This is a genomic window from Sporomusa sphaeroides DSM 2875 (assembly GCF_001941975.2).
Taxonomy (GTDB): Bacteria; Bacillota; Negativicutes; order Sporomusales; family Sporomusaceae; genus Sporomusa; species Sporomusa sphaeroides.
Genome location: NZ_CP146991.1, coordinates 491,538 through 504,760, shown reverse-complemented (window position 1 = coordinate 504,760; position 13,223 = coordinate 491,538). Strand labels below are relative to the sequence as shown.

Below are 13,223 nucleotides of genomic sequence, written 5' to 3'. Positions count from 1 at the left end.
TAAAGCAATGGAAACAAGAAAAATATAAACATGTACGGCGATATATAATGGTATCATATATTATTTGCTATGTCAAGAAATTTTACCCAGCTATGTATATTTTTGAGATAAAATAATTTTCTATAGCAAATAAAGCGAAAGCCGTTCTTGCCTTATCCTGTTTTTCGTTATAGTTTTGCTGTCAGGAAAATAAAAGGAGCACCGAAAAAGGTGCTCCTTTTGGTCAAGCTATCTTACTTAACTTCAACAGTTGCGCCAGCTTCAACAAGTTTAGCTTTGAGAGCTTCTGCATCGGCTTTGGAGATTTTTTCTTTGACAGCTTTAGGAGCACCGTCAACGAGCTCTTTAGCTTCTTTGAGGCCAAGACCGGTAACTTCACGTACCACTTTGATAACGTTGATTTTGCCGGCACCAGCGTTGGTGAGGACTACATCAAATTCAGTTTGTTCTTCAGCAGCAGCGGCAGCACCGCCGGCAGCAGGAGCAGCAGCTACAGCAACAGGAGCAGCAGCAGATACGCCAAATTTTTCTTCAAGGGCTTTTACCAGCTCGGACAGTTCGAGCACAGTCATTTGCTCAATGGCTTCCATAATTTGTTCTTTAGTCATTTTAAAATACCTCCATAAACTTTCATTTAAAATTTTTTCTAAGTTAATCGGGAAAACGGGTTATGCGGATTCCTTTTGCTGGCGTACAGCTTCAAGCGCATACACCAGATTGCGCATAGTACCGGAAAGTACGTTGACGAAACCGGCGATAGGAGCTTGGAAACCAGCCAGAACCTGTGCAATGAGAACTTCGCGCGGCGGCAGGCTCGACAGAGCCTTAACCCCGTTAGCGTCAATTACTTGACCTTCTACAATACCGGCTTTTACTTCCAGAGCCTGCAATTTGTTTTCTTTGACAAAGTCTGAAATAATTTTGGCCGGAGCTACAGGATCGGTATAGGAAATTGCGATAGCGGTCGGACCTTCAAGATACGGGTCAAGACCTTCAATGCCAGCTTCTTTAGCAGCAATGCGAGTCATGGTATTTTTAAATACGCGATACTCTACCCCTGCTTCACGCAGTTTGCGGCGAAGCTTGGTATCCTGAGCAACGGTTAAACCACGATAGTTCGTCAAAACGGCACCTTTGGTAGTGCTGAGTTTTTCTTTAATCTCAGCAACTGTCTGAATCTTTTCTTGAGTTACAGCCATTTATATTACACCTCCTTAATCAAGTATCCTAAATTAAAAACGGCCTCCGGATGTAAACACCGGAGGCCGCGTTATAACGTAATTTACGGTTACACGCTGCAAATCCCCGGCCTCGGCAGGCAAGCTTTACGCTTTTTCGGCAATCATGCACCTGCTGTCTACAGCCTTACAACTACTCGCCAATGCCATTTACAGCCTTGTTGAGTAATAGTCTATAGTAATGTTATTCTTTTTTGCCGGGAGCTTTGAGCGGGTTAACCCTTACACCAGGACCCATTGTTGTGCTTAAGGAAATGTTCCGCATGTATTGGCCTTTGGCCGCAGCAGGCTTAACCTTAATCAATGTATCAATCAGGGTGTGGAAATTCGCAAGCAGTTTTTCGTTATCGAAAGATACTTTACCGATAGGAGCGTGGATATTACCCGCTTTATCGGTACGGTATTCAATCTTACCTGCTTTAATTTCGTTAAGAGCACGGACTACATCAAGAGTAACGGTGCCAACTTTGGGGTTAGGCATTAAGCCTTTAGGGCCAAGGATTTTACCAAGGCGGCCTACCAAACCCATCATGTCAGGCGTAGCTACTGCAACATCAAAATCAGTCCAGCCACCCTGGATTTTTTCCACCATATCTTCAGCGCCAACAAAATCTGCGCCGGCAGTTTCAGCTTCTTTAGCTTTTTCACCTTTGGCAAATACCAGCACCCGCTTGGTTTTACCGGTACCAAAAGGAAGCACAACAGCACCACGCACCTGTTGGTCGGCGTGTTTAGGATCAACACCAAGTTTAACAGCAACTTCTACAGTTTGGTCAAACTTAGCACTAGCAGTTTTTTTAACAAGTTCTACCGCTTCTTCCGGCTCGTACAGTTTATTGGCATCAACGAGCTTAGCGGCTTCAACATACTTCTTACCATGTTTCGGCATTTAGTTTTCCTCCTTTGTGGTAATAACGGAAGCACTTAGTCCTCCCACATTCGTCCCACCATAAACCAGACCGTATGGTACTGTTTATTAGTCGACGATTTCGATGCCCATGCTGCGGGCAGTACCTTCGATCATCCGCATGGCAGCTTCAACGCTGGCAGCGTTAAGATCTTGCATTTTGGATTGAGCAATTTCCTGAACTTTATCGCGTTTAATTTTGGCAACCTTCTTTTTGTTAGGTTCGCCAGAAGCAGTTTCAATACCGGCAGCTTTTTTAAGAAGAATAGCAGCAGGCGGAGTTTTGGTGATAAAAGTAAAGGATCTATCTTCAAACACCGTAATTTCCACCGGAATAATGAGACCAGCTTGCTGAGCTGTTCTTTCATTAAACTCCTTAACAAATGCCATAATATTGACACCAGCCTGACCGAGCGCCGGACCTACGGGAGGAGCCGGGGTGGCCTTACCGGCAGGAACTTGCAGTTTTACAAGCTTGACAACCTTTTTAGCCATATATATTACACCTCCTTAATCTACTTTGACAACTTGCATAAAATCAAGCTCTACTGGTGTTTCACGTCCGAACATGTTGACAAGCACTTTGAGTTTGCCGCGTTCCGGATTGATCTCAACCACAGTGGCTGTCCAATTTTCAAAAGCCCCTGAAGTGATGCGCACCAATTGATTAAGCTCAATATCAATTTTCGGTTTAGTTTCTTCCATTCCCATGGACTTGAGAATATGTTTGACTTCACTTTCGCTCAGCGGAATAGGCTTGGTTCCTGACCCGACAAAACCTGTAACACCCGGCGTGTTGCGCACAACATACCAAGAGCGGTCAGTGACAATCATCTCTACCAGCACATACCCGGGGAAAACTTTTTTCTTGGCAATTTTCTTCTTGCCATCTTTTATTTCCACTTCATCTTCCATCGGCACAAGTACCCGGAAGACTTCGTTTTCCATTCCCATGGAGTGAACTTTCTTTTCCAGGTTGGTCTTTACCTTGTTTTCATAACCGGAATATGTATGGATAACATACCAATGTTTTTCGAGTTTTTCGGATTCCATAGCCTTAAGGGACGTATTAGGCCCCCCACCCCCTAGTCTACTTGATGATAGCCTTTAGAACCTGAGTGAAACCAGCATCAACCACCCAAATTAGGACCGCAACAAAAGCAACCGTTACAAATACAATCCCTGTAAAGGAAATAAGTTCTGTTCGGCCCGGCCATGTTACCTTTTTAAGTTCAGCTTTTACTTCCCGAAAAAACTTCTTCCAGCGCGATGCATTCGTCTGGACAGCTGTTTCCTGAGCGGCCATTCTCTCACATCCTGTGCTTACATTTTGGCAGGGGCGGCAGGAATCGAACCCGCAACCAACGGTTTTGGAGACCGCTACTCTACCAATTGAGCTACACCCCTACGCATTGTGACAAACCTAATTATACTAGGCCTACTTGGTTTCTTTATGTGGAGTTTGCTTCTTGCAAAATTTGCAGTATTTGTTAAACTCCAATCTATCCGGGTCGTTTTTCTTGTTTTTATTGGTCTGATAATTGCGTTGTTTGCATTCTGTGCAGGCCAATGTTACCGCGTTGCGCATCCTGTACACCTCTCTTACCAGTAAATATAGCGCTATGAGTCTATTTTGACAAAACTTCTATTAATGTCACTAATACAATTTATCACAATTATATCAGTGTGTCAATAGTCCACACGTTCGGGTATGTCAATAAATAAGCAGGGGTTGTTCCCCCGCTTATTTATTATATCATAGAATCTTCCTTTTATGCAAATACATCAGCTAAAAGACCGTTTGCTCGCCTACTCGGTAACAGCGGTTACAACGCCGGCGCCAACAGTACGGCCGCCTTCGCGAATAGCGAAACGCAGACCTTCTTCGATAGCGATCGGGGTGATGAGCTCGATGCTCATTTGAATGTTGTCGCCAGGCATTACCATTTCTACACCTTCCGGCAGATTTACAACACCGGTTACGTCAGTTGTTCTGAAGTAGAACTGCGGACGATAGTTGGTGAAGAACGGGGTATGGCGGCCGCCTTCTTCTTTGGACAATACGTATACTTCGCCTTTGAATTTGGTGTGAGGTTTAATGGAACCAGGCTTGGCAAGTACTTGGCCGCGCTCGATTTCTTTACGCTCTACACCACGCAAGAGCGCGCCGATGTTGTCGCCGGCTACTGCCGAATCCAGAAGTTTCCGGAACATTTCTACACCGGTTACTACTGTGGATTTCGGTTTATCGGTCATACCAACGATTTCGATGGTATCACTTACTTTTACCACACCGCGTTCTACACGGCCGGTGGCTACTGTACCACGACCGGTGATTGTGAACACGTCTTCTACAGGCATCAGGAAAGGCTTGTCGGTAGCGCGTTCCGGGGTCGGAATGTATTCGTCCACTTTTGCCATAAGCTCGTGGATTTTACCGCACCATTCGCATTCGGCTTTAGCGCAGCCGCAGTTAAGAACTTTAACGGCAGAACCGCTTACTACCGGGATGTCATCACCAGGGAATTCGTAGCTGGAGAGAAGTTCGCGAACTTCCATTTCTACCAGTTCCATCAGTTCTGCGTCATCAACCAGGTCGGCTTTGTTTAAGAATACAACCATGGCAGGTACGCCTACCTGACGGGACAGCAGGATGTGTTCACGGGTTTGCGGCATCGGGCCGTCGGCGGCCGATACAACCAGGATAGCACCGTCCATTTGGGCTGCGCCGGTAATCATGTTTTTTACATAGTCGGCGTGGCCCGGGCAGTCAACGTGAGCATAGTGGCGGTTTGCAGTTTCGTATTCCACGTGTGAGGTGTTGATGGTAATACCGCGTTCTCTTTCTTCCGGGGCTTTGTCGATTTGGTCATAGGCCATGAATTCTGCGCCGCCTTGTTTTGCCAGGGTCATGGTAATTGCGGCAGTCAGTGAGGTTTTACCATGGTCAACGTGACCGATGGTGCCAATGTTAACGTGGGGTTTGTTTCTTTCAAACTTTTTCTTAGCCATTAAGTGTTACCTCCCTTAGTTATCGTTTTTTGCATTAATCATTTTTTCTGGATATACCTGGAATAGACTATCTCTTCTTATATATTGGCATAAATCTTGTTGAGTATACGTGTTGCGCTGTCAGCAGTCTCTGCCTGACAAGCCATATGAAATCCAATAAAGATTTTATCTCAGCCTGCTGTCAACAATGCTCTGCCGCCGGCATTGGACTTGCGTCTATAACAACACAGCCGAATAATCCTTATTGGATGCTATATAGGGTATTCTATCCGACCTATAAAAATCCTCCCGCATTTTGTACTAAAATAAAAAACCTCGCAGCGGTTTGCTGCGGGTTTATTATTACCGGCATGGTGGCGGCGCAGGGATTTGAACCCCGGACACTTCGGGTATGAACCGAATGCTCTAGCCAGCTGAGCTACGCCGCCATATATAGAATTAATGGAGCTAGTGACCGGGATTGAACCGGTGACCTTATCCTTACCAAGGATACGCTCTACCGACTGAGCTACACCAGCATCCTGAAGGCAGATAGTTGGCTTGTCACAGATTGGGGAAACATGTTGTATTCTTTATAAAGCTTCGCTTTATAAAATCAGATTTGATTTTAATATAAGCGAAGCGATAATTCATGGTTGCGGGGACAGGACTTGAACCTGTGACCTTCGGGTTATGAGCCCGACGAGCTACCAACTGCTCCACCCCGCGATGTTATGGTGGAGGGAGGTGGATTCGAACCACCGAAGTCAAAGACGGCAGATTTACAGTCTGCTCCCTTTAGCCACTCGGGAATCCCTCCATATTGACTCACTGCTAAGGATGTTCCGCGCGTTCGCTTGGAACTAAGCGACTCACACGGGTTCTTATTTCGCCTGTCGGCTCGCAAGAACCCGGTTCAAGGCTTGTGGAGCTGGCGATAGGAATTGAACCCACAACCTGCTGATTACAAGTCAGCTGCTCTACCTATTGAGCTACGCCAGCAGCTTTTTTTTGCTCCTAACTCAGTGACAGAACCTATTATATAATAACTGGCGACCTATGTCAACAGCTTTCACGCAGGTATTTTCAACCTATAACCGTAAATCAGCGCATGAAAAAATAGTAATATGATACCCCGGCAATAACAAACCGGTAATAGGCGAAAGAAGCCAGTGTCGAGTTATTCAGGAAACGCAAAAACCAAACAATTGATATGTAAGCGGTAATGAACGCAACAAAAAAACCAATGGCAAACATGACAATATCATCCATACTCAGCTTGTTCCAGATCTTCAATAAGTCATACAGGCACGCCACCAGCATCAAGGGTACCGCAATAATAAAGGAAAATTCAGCAGCAGCTTTGCGGCTCATTCCCAAAAACAAACCACCGGCAATGGTTGAACCGGAACGGGAAAAACCCGGCCATAAAGATAAAAGCTGAAACAATCCGACCCAAAAGGCCTGTTTTATCGTCATTCTGTCAACATCGCAAGTCACCGGACGTTTTGCCGTCTTTTCAGCCACCAGCATCAGGACAGCCCCGGCGACCAAGCCAATAATCACTGTATAAGGAGAGAATAAATAACTCTTTATCGGGCTGTGCAGGAAAAAAGCCACTCCCATTACCGGTACAATGCCAGCCAGGACATGCAAAGCTGTCAGCCCGTTACCGTAAATGTTAATCCTCCTGGGCCTAAGCATGGCCAAAAACTTGTCCCGGTACAAAATGAATACCGATAAAATAGCACCTAATTGAATAAACACCTGAAAAACGCTGGCTTTTTCTCCCTCAAACCCCAGCAGCGACCCAACCAGAATCATATGCCCGGTAGAAGAGATGGGCAAAAACTCGGTTAAGCCTTCGACAATACCAATAATTATTGCAATCATATTTTCACTCATGTAATTACACCTCTTACTTATTTTTCATGTCCGCCTGCAGCATCCTGATGACGTCATGATCGGTAGGAAAAGCCAAATCCGGCACTGAATCGAGCGGAAAATAGTCTACCCGGTCTAAATCATCACCCGGACATAGCGCACCGCCGACGACTTTTGCCTCAAACCATACACCTACAGTGTGAACTGCCGGATTGTGAAAGTTGGATAAAACAGCATATACTTTTCCGAGCTCAATAACCAAACCGGTCTCCTCCAGGAACTCCCGTTTGGCAGCATCACGGATATCTTCATCATATTCAACATAGCCGCAGGGTATGCACCACAATCCGGGATAGCTGGCGGCAGCCGCCCGGCGCCCCAGCAAAATAGCATCATTTTGCCGCACAATAGCGGCTACGCCGACAATTGGATTTTCATACATCGTGGCAGCGCAATCGGTACATACCAGGCGCTGCCGCTCACCAACCGGACGGTAATGCAATTTGCCGCCGCATTTAGGACAAAAGGTATATCGTTGCTTTCTCATTATTGCCTCCTAAAAAAACACTGTTACTATTTTACCATATTTAATCCAAAACCTATACCCACTATGGAATAATAAAAAGCCGGGGCTTCAGTGTAGAAAAACACTTTGCTCCCGGACATCATCATGAATCACGTGTAATTGTTTATTCTGATCCATAAAAGCAATAAAAACATTATGAATAGTATCCTGGTGCAGACGGCGGAACTCCTCAATCTGCTGCGCGGAAAGCCCCATTTTAGTCAGGGCAGCTTCCTGCAGTTTCCCCTCCAAAATTACCGGTACCAGGATGCTGTTAGAGCTGACGTTAAAATTGACCTGACTGGGCGTCAGCGGCATATGCTCCGCTTTTTTAAGTACACTTACCCTGCCATGCGGCTCCAAGACGGCAAGCTCGACTGTAGTTATATCAAATACGTCTCTTTCCCGCAAAAGCTGCAGTAATATCTCAACAGGCATATGTACTCTGCGTAAGTTTTTTTTAATAATCTGCCCGTTTTCCACCAACAGCAGAGGTTTAAAATTCAGTTTGTAATTTACCGGACGTATTTTAATACTAAGCCAGCCAAAAAACAGTTGCAAACCACCAAGCGCCACAAGGGCGATAAGCGAACTGACAAGTTCTGTTTGATGGTCCACAATCAGCGAGCCGGCCACCGCACCAATGGTAAGCGATGTTATAAAGTCAAATGAGCTGAATTCGCCCAACTGCCGGCGTCCGGTTGCCAGCATCATAATAAACAAAACTCCCATACCTGCAAGTACCCGAAACAGGGTAATGCCCAAGGTTTCCATTGCAGCCCTCCATTGCACAGGTACAGCAAACTATGCAAAATTTAGGCTTAGTGTAACCAAAGACAGCCGTTTTTAATCGCCGAAGCAAATACCGATAGACCGGCCTGCCCGTAAGAGTTCATTATCGGCAGTAATATTGTTGGCTTTGCCGGCAATATCATCAATCGGCCTGCGAATAATCCGGTCTTTTTGCAGTGCCACCATATTGCCAAATGCGCCTTCCAGTACACATTCAGCAGCAGCCACACCATAACGGGTGGACAGGATCCGGTCAAAGGCAGTAGGCGTCCCGCCACGCTGCACATGCCCCAATACCGTGCAGCGAGATTCTACGCCTGTGAGCTGCTCAATCGCTCTGGCTAATTTTTCCCCTGCGCCGCCTAAACGGATTTTTTCATGACTGCCTTCCACAATGCGGGATACCGAGACTTCACCGCCTTGCGGATAAGCACCCTCAGCAATAACAATTAAACTGAACTGGCGTCCATGTTGCTGACGTTCCTTAATTTTAGCGATAACCGAATCAATGCTAAAAGGTATCTCCGGCAGCAAAATACAATCCGCACCACCGGCCATACCGGCATGCAAAGCAATCCAGCCGGCATAACGCCCCATAACTTCCAGCACCATGACCCGGTGGTGGGATTCGGCCGTAGTATGCAAACGGTCCAGCGCTTCTGCGGCTACACCGACAGCAGTGTCAAAACCGAAGGTTCGTTCTGTTCCCGGTATATCATTATCAATGGTTTTCGGGACAGCAACTACCGGCAAACCCAGTTGGTAAAATTCCGAAGCAATCTTGAGACTGCCATCACCACCGATAACAACTAAGGCTTCGATACCTGCCTGCCGCAAATTAGCCAGCGCTTGGCCTGACAGATCTTCATAAATAACCTGCCCGTCCCGGACTACAGGATAATGAAACGGATTGTCACGGTTAGTTGTTCCCAGTATCGTGCCACCCCGCGGCAAAATCCCGGCAACACTGTCATTTGTCAGTTCAACCAACTGGTTTTCCACCATACCGCCGAAACCATTCTTAATACCCCAGACCTTAAGTCCCTGACCAAGAGCGGTTCTCACAACAGCTCTGATAACAGCATTCAATCCGGGTGCGTCCCCGCCGCCTGTAAGTACGGCAATTGTTTTCACCTTGTCAGCATTACCCATGCGCTCACCTCATTTATAGTGTGCAAATAAAAATGACACCGGCTGTGGTGTCATTTTTTTGCTGCGTTACTCTTCATAATTATCGCTGTAGCCGGCCAGCTCTGTTGGAGTTTCTTTATTAAGACCGGTAAGGCCTTTATACATTCCACGAATATCGCTATCCTCACCGCGATTTTCCAGATAGCGTTCCAACTTGCGTTTTACCCGTTGCAGTGCGTTATCAATGGATTTGACATGGCGATCAAGCTCAACAGCAATTTCCTGATAGGATTTGCCGTCAAGATAGGACATAAGTACTTTCCATTCAAGATCACTCAAAATCTCGCCCATTTTTTCTTCAATATCAACAAATTCCTCGCGACTGATGACCAGTTCCTCCGGGTCAGTCACTTTAGAACCAGACAGTACATCCAGAAGCGTACGGTCAGAATCTTCGTCATAAATAGGTTTATTCAAAGAAACATATGAGTTCAAAGGAATATGCTTTTGCCTGGTAGCCGTTTTAATAGCAGTTATAATTTGTCGCGTCACACATAATTCCGCAAAGGCTCTAAAGGATGAGAGCTTATCATTGCGAAAGTCCCGGATGGCTTTATATAGGCCAATCATGCCTTCCTGGATGATATCTTCCCGCTCAGCGCCGATTAAAAAATATGATCTGGCTTTAGCCCGCACAAAATTGCGATATTTATTAATCAAATACTCCAGAGCGACCGTGTTGTCATTATCCTTGGCGTCGAATACTATTTCTTCATCAGTTAAGTTGTCAAAACAACTGTACAGATCGCGTTGAGTATTAACCCGCATCGCATCGCCCCCACCAGTGTTATTTTGCTGCCTATAAACGGCCATCGTTGTTTTTTTTAAATAACGACCATTTGTACACATAGAAAAAATAAAAGTGCACTAAACAAAATTTTAGTGCCATACCCGTATTGGTACATGTCTTAACATACTAAATTATACTTGCTGGAGCAAAGTTAGTCAAGCCCATCACGCCGCATAGCATCAAGGCGTTTTAAGATATCTTTGTGCAAACGGCTGCCCAGTTCATGGCGATCCCGTGCCAACACCTTCCGGGAAATATTGGCAGTAATCTCACCTTTAACGGCGGCAACCTCATGTTTCAGCTCCCGCGCCGATATTCTGAAAGCCCCTGCACCTAAAATAAACATTTGCTCAGCCCCGTCCGAAGTAACAACATAGATGCGTTCACCTTGGCGGACAAGGTAGTATACCATTTTCTCAATACAGCTGTCAGCAGTTTCGCCTTCTTTGGTATAAATTACCTCTAAATCACCGGCCTGACTTTGCACAACACCTCTCCCGGGTGTCATATGGGCATCAAATACAACAATTGTCCTAAAGCCCTTATAGGCTCCATATTCACTAAGTATGTCCACAAGCCGGTCACGGGCATATTCTAAATTTTCCTTAACTTCAATGAGTTCAGGCCAAGCATTAATAACATTGTACCCATCAACAATTAACAAATCCATCAGGAAAAAATTCTCCAATCTATTGTGTACCGGCGGCTTCAGGCAGATTTTCCGAAACCCCGGCAGGAACAAGGGGCTTTGAAGCTTGCGGCACTTCTGACTGTACTGCTTTAGGCTCCGGTCCAAATCGCACTACGGTATTATCGGGTGCATACTTATCCCGGGACAATATTTCCCGTTTCAGTTCTTTACCGGTGCTATCGCGAATAATGCGGACAACGGTTACTTCATAGCCTGATTTGCCGGGCTTCTCGATTTTACTTTGTCCCGGCGCCAGCGCGGGATCAGCTTTTTTTACAATCGTCGGTGCAATGGCCTGCTGACGGGTTATCGCAATCTCAATATTTTTATCAAGTGCCCGTTGGCCAAAAATACCCACATTCAGTTTATTACCGATGGCTTCAGCCATAACCATAACCGGAGCCGGACTATTATTAACAAATTTAAAATCAATTGCATTATAAACAACAGTGGCATCCCGCCCCAACGGTACATAGGTGAGCGGTTTGGAATGGTTGGTGCGTTCGACAATGGCAAGGCCTGACATAATTACCGCATTATACAGCGTAGACGAAACCTGGCATACCCCACCGCCGATTCCCGGCACAAATTCACCATTGATGATCTCCATGGCCTCTTTAAAGCCTTGCGATTTTTCTCTTGGACCAACCGTATCGTTATAGGAAAAGATTTGCCCGGGATAAAGCAGCTTGCCATTAATTTTCTGGGCAGATAATCTCACATTGGCGGTTCGGTTGGCATCTTCGGCATTAAATTCCGTGGTGTACACGGCAATCAGTTCTTTAATGCCGTTTTCAGCCAGCTCAGTGCCGGTAATTTCAGGATAGACCGGCGTAACCGGCAGCACAATCGTTCCGGCATCTGCCCGATTAAGGGCGGCCAACACCCGTTCTTTAAGCACGACTATGTCTAGCCGGCGGCCTTCTTCTTCCGGCAGAATGCCGCCTGTCCTAAGACTTAAAGTCGCGTTGCGCGGGGAACGGTTGACGGTTTCTTGCAGTTGTTCTATGATGCTGTCTAATTTATTTTCATTATACTTGATTGCCAGTGGAATAGACCAGCCCTCATTTTTGGCCATACGGATTTTTTTAATCCGTTCCCAAACAGAGCCCTCACGTCCAAACTGCCAGACAGCATCTGCGGTTGCCTCAATATTGATAACATAGTCGATATGTTCCGGCTCAATCCTAAAGACAGCCGTCTCATGGGATAAAAGAATGGGCTTAAGCAGCTGGTCTTGCTGCCAGCCGGCCAAGAGCTGCACTACTTCAGCCCGGGTTTTTCCGCCAACTTCCATCTTACCGACCTTAACGCCGGTATATACTGTTTGGGCAAACAGCGGCTGGGCCAGCCAAAAAGCGACTGCCCCTGTTACAATTACTGCCACTGCTAAAGTAATGCCCGCCCAGCGTCTCATTTTTCCTTCATCTCCCTTTGTCTAAGAGCTTCGTAAAGCAATAACGAACAGGCTACCGAAGCATTAAGTGAAGAAATTTGCCCCTTCATCGGAATACTGACGACAAAGTCACAGGCTTCTTTGGTCAATCGGCCCATCCCCTGTCCTTCACTCCCGACAACAATGACAACAGGGCCTGTAAGATCGGCTTCATAATAGTTCTTAGTTCCGTCCATATCGGCGCCCACTATCCACATTCCCTGTTTTTTCAGGTTTTTTAAGGTTTGGGCCACATTGCCGATCCTGGCAACAGGCACATGCTCAACGGCTCCGGCCGAAGTTTTGGCCACCGTCTGGGTAAGGGGACAACTGCGTCTTTTGGGTATCAAGACACCATGCACACCGGTAGCATCGGCTGTGCGCAAAATAGCACCAACATTATGGGGATCAGCCAACTCATCCAGGAGAACCAAAAATGGCGGCTCATCTTTGGCATAAGCAGCCGATAAAATATCATCAACTTCAGCATACGCCACCGGGGCGGCCAAAGCCACCACCCCCTGGTGACGCACCCCCTTTGACAGTTGCTCAAGTTTAGGCATTTCCACCTCTTGAATCACCAGTCCTTGCTCCTTGGCCTGGCCAATGATATCACGAATAGACCCCTGACGCTCACCTTTGGCGATGAGAATTTTATTTAACGAGCGCCCGGCCTTCAGCGCCTCAAGCACACTATTGCGTCCAACAATTATTTCTGCCTCATCTGACATTATTATCG

16 protein-coding genes, 6 tRNA genes and 1 other annotated feature are annotated in these 13,223 nt (G+C 46.3%); all 22 genes read right to left on the bottom strand.

Going from position 1 to position 13,223, the window contains the following annotated elements:
- Positions 1–233 precede the first annotated feature (233 nt).
- Positions 234–608, bottom strand: a complete 375-nt coding sequence (gene rplL, locus SPSPH_RS02270) for a 50S ribosomal protein L7/L12 (protein ID WP_075752806.1) — start codon at positions 606–608, stop codon at positions 234–236.
- A gap of 60 nt (positions 609–668) precedes the next feature.
- Complete coding sequence (rplJ, locus tag SPSPH_RS02265; protein ID WP_075752804.1) at positions 669–1,199, bottom strand: 50S ribosomal protein L10; 531 nt, start codon at positions 1,197–1,199, stop codon at positions 669–671.
- A gap of 25 nt (positions 1,200–1,224) precedes the next feature.
- Positions 1,225–1,381 (bottom strand) — a sequence feature (ribosomal protein L10 leader region).
- Positions 1,382–1,422: 41 nt separating this feature from the next.
- Entirely contained in the window at positions 1,423–2,127 is a 705-nt protein-coding gene (gene rplA / locus SPSPH_RS02260) for a 50S ribosomal protein L1 (RefSeq protein WP_075752802.1), read from the bottom strand.
- 87 nt (positions 2,128–2,214) lie between these two features.
- On the bottom strand, positions 2,215–2,640 hold the full coding sequence (gene rplK, locus SPSPH_RS02255) for a 50S ribosomal protein L11 (protein WP_075752800.1): 426 nt from the start codon (positions 2,638–2,640) through the stop codon (positions 2,215–2,217).
- A 15-nt stretch (positions 2,641–2,655) separates the two neighbouring features.
- The gene (gene nusG / locus SPSPH_RS02250) at positions 2,656–3,198 is read right to left on the bottom strand and encodes a transcription termination/antitermination protein NusG (protein WP_075752798.1); all 543 of its coding nucleotides are present in this window, start codon (positions 3,196–3,198) and stop codon (positions 2,656–2,658) included.
- 37 nt (positions 3,199–3,235) lie between these two features.
- Entirely contained in the window at positions 3,236–3,451 is a 216-nt protein-coding gene (secE, locus tag SPSPH_RS02245; RefSeq protein ID WP_075752796.1) for a preprotein translocase subunit SecE, read from the bottom strand.
- Between the two features lie 25 nt (positions 3,452–3,476).
- A tRNA-Trp gene (locus SPSPH_RS02240) sits at positions 3,477–3,552 on the bottom strand.
- A gap of 31 nt (positions 3,553–3,583) precedes the next feature.
- Positions 3,584–3,733, bottom strand: coding sequence for a 50S ribosomal protein L33 (gene rpmG, locus SPSPH_RS02235; protein WP_075752794.1), 150 nt, complete (start codon positions 3,731–3,733; stop codon positions 3,584–3,586).
- 221 nt (positions 3,734–3,954) lie between these two features.
- Positions 3,955–5,157 (bottom strand): elongation factor Tu, encoded by a 1,203-nt coding sequence (gene tuf, locus SPSPH_RS02230; protein WP_075752792.1) that lies wholly within the window; start codon positions 5,155–5,157, stop codon positions 3,955–3,957.
- A 351-nt stretch (positions 5,158–5,508) separates the two neighbouring features.
- A tRNA-Met gene (locus SPSPH_RS02225) sits at positions 5,509–5,585 on the bottom strand.
- Between the two features lie 14 nt (positions 5,586–5,599).
- Positions 5,600–5,675 (bottom strand) — tRNA-Thr (locus SPSPH_RS02220).
- A gap of 114 nt (positions 5,676–5,789) precedes the next feature.
- Positions 5,790–5,865: transfer RNA gene (locus SPSPH_RS02215), tRNA-Met, on the bottom strand.
- Between the two features lie 6 nt (positions 5,866–5,871).
- Positions 5,872–5,956: transfer RNA gene (locus SPSPH_RS02210), tRNA-Tyr, on the bottom strand.
- A gap of 106 nt (positions 5,957–6,062) precedes the next feature.
- A tRNA-Thr gene (locus tag SPSPH_RS02205) sits at positions 6,063–6,138 on the bottom strand.
- A 102-nt stretch (positions 6,139–6,240) separates the two neighbouring features.
- Positions 6,241–7,041: an undecaprenyl-diphosphate phosphatase gene (locus SPSPH_RS02200; RefSeq protein ID WP_075752790.1), complete on the bottom strand. Its 801-nt coding sequence runs from the start codon at positions 7,039–7,041 to the stop codon at positions 6,241–6,243.
- 13 nt (positions 7,042–7,054) lie between these two features.
- Positions 7,055–7,567, bottom strand: a complete 513-nt coding sequence (locus tag SPSPH_RS02195; protein WP_075752788.1) for an NUDIX hydrolase — start codon at positions 7,565–7,567, stop codon at positions 7,055–7,057.
- An 87-nt stretch (positions 7,568–7,654) separates the two neighbouring features.
- Entirely contained in the window at positions 7,655–8,359 is a 705-nt protein-coding gene (locus SPSPH_RS02190) for a DUF421 domain-containing protein (protein ID WP_075752786.1), read from the bottom strand.
- Positions 8,360–8,431: 72 nt separating this feature from the next.
- Entirely contained in the window at positions 8,432–9,529 is a 1,098-nt protein-coding gene (locus SPSPH_RS02185; RefSeq protein WP_075752784.1) for a 6-phosphofructokinase, read from the bottom strand.
- Between the two features lie 66 nt (positions 9,530–9,595).
- Positions 9,596–10,336: an RNA polymerase sporulation sigma factor SigH gene (sigH, locus tag SPSPH_RS02180; protein WP_075752782.1), complete on the bottom strand. Its 741-nt coding sequence runs from the start codon at positions 10,334–10,336 to the stop codon at positions 9,596–9,598.
- Between the two features lie 173 nt (positions 10,337–10,509).
- Positions 10,510–11,028 (bottom strand): NYN domain-containing protein, encoded by a 519-nt coding sequence (locus SPSPH_RS02175; RefSeq protein WP_075752780.1) that lies wholly within the window; start codon positions 11,026–11,028, stop codon positions 10,510–10,512.
- A gap of 19 nt (positions 11,029–11,047) precedes the next feature.
- The gene (locus tag SPSPH_RS02170; RefSeq protein WP_075752778.1) at positions 11,048–12,466 is read right to left on the bottom strand and encodes a VanW family protein; all 1,419 of its coding nucleotides are present in this window, start codon (positions 12,464–12,466) and stop codon (positions 11,048–11,050) included.
- Entirely contained in the window at positions 12,463–13,215 is a 753-nt protein-coding gene (rlmB, locus tag SPSPH_RS02165; protein WP_075752776.1) for a 23S rRNA (guanosine(2251)-2'-O)-methyltransferase RlmB, read from the bottom strand. Before rlmB ends, SPSPH_RS02170 begins: the two co-directional genes overlap by 4 nt.
- Positions 13,216–13,223 lie beyond the last annotated feature (8 nt).

Coding starts and splice junctions, on each gene's coding strand:
- tuf (WP_075752792.1), bottom strand. CDS start 5,157: ATGGCTAAGAAAAAGTTTGAAAGAAACAAACCCCACGTTAACATTGGC.
- rpmG (WP_075752794.1), bottom strand. CDS start 3,733: ATGCGCAACGCGGTAACATTGGCCTGCACAGAATGCAAACAACGCAAT.
- SPSPH_RS02190 (WP_075752786.1), bottom strand. CDS start 8,359: ATGGAAACCTTGGGCATTACCCTGTTTCGGGTACTTGCAGGTATGGGA.
- SPSPH_RS02185 (WP_075752784.1), bottom strand. CDS start 9,529: ATGGGTAATGCTGACAAGGTGAAAACAATTGCCGTACTTACAGGCGGC.
- secE (WP_075752796.1), bottom strand. CDS start 3,451: ATGGCCGCTCAGGAAACAGCTGTCCAGACGAATGCATCGCGCTGGAAG.
- SPSPH_RS02170 (WP_075752778.1), bottom strand. CDS start 12,466: ATGAGACGCTGGGCGGGCATTACTTTAGCAGTGGCAGTAATTGTAACA.
- SPSPH_RS02200 (WP_075752790.1), bottom strand. CDS start 7,041: ATGAGTGAAAATATGATTGCAATAATTATTGGTATTGTCGAAGGCTTA.
- rplA (WP_075752802.1), bottom strand. CDS start 2,127: ATGCCGAAACATGGTAAGAAGTATGTTGAAGCCGCTAAGCTCGTTGAT.
- SPSPH_RS02195 (WP_075752788.1), bottom strand. CDS start 7,567: ATGAGAAAGCAACGATATACCTTTTGTCCTAAATGCGGCGGCAAATTG.
- rplJ (WP_075752804.1), bottom strand. CDS start 1,199: ATGGCTGTAACTCAAGAAAAGATTCAGACAGTTGCTGAGATTAAAGAA.
- rplL (WP_075752806.1), bottom strand. CDS start 608: ATGACTAAAGAACAAATTATGGAAGCCATTGAGCAAATGACTGTGCTC.
- SPSPH_RS02175 (WP_075752780.1), bottom strand. CDS start 11,028: ATGGATTTGTTAATTGTTGATGGGTACAATGTTATTAATGCTTGGCCT.
- nusG (WP_075752798.1), bottom strand. CDS start 3,198: ATGGAATCCGAAAAACTCGAAAAACATTGGTATGTTATCCATACATAT.
- rplK (WP_075752800.1), bottom strand. CDS start 2,640: ATGGCTAAAAAGGTTGTCAAGCTTGTAAAACTGCAAGTTCCTGCCGGT.
- rlmB (WP_075752776.1), bottom strand. CDS start 13,215: ATGTCAGATGAGGCAGAAATAATTGTTGGACGCAATAGTGTGCTTGAG.
- sigH (WP_075752782.1), bottom strand. CDS start 10,336: ATGCGGGTTAATACTCAACGCGATCTGTACAGTTGTTTTGACAACTTA.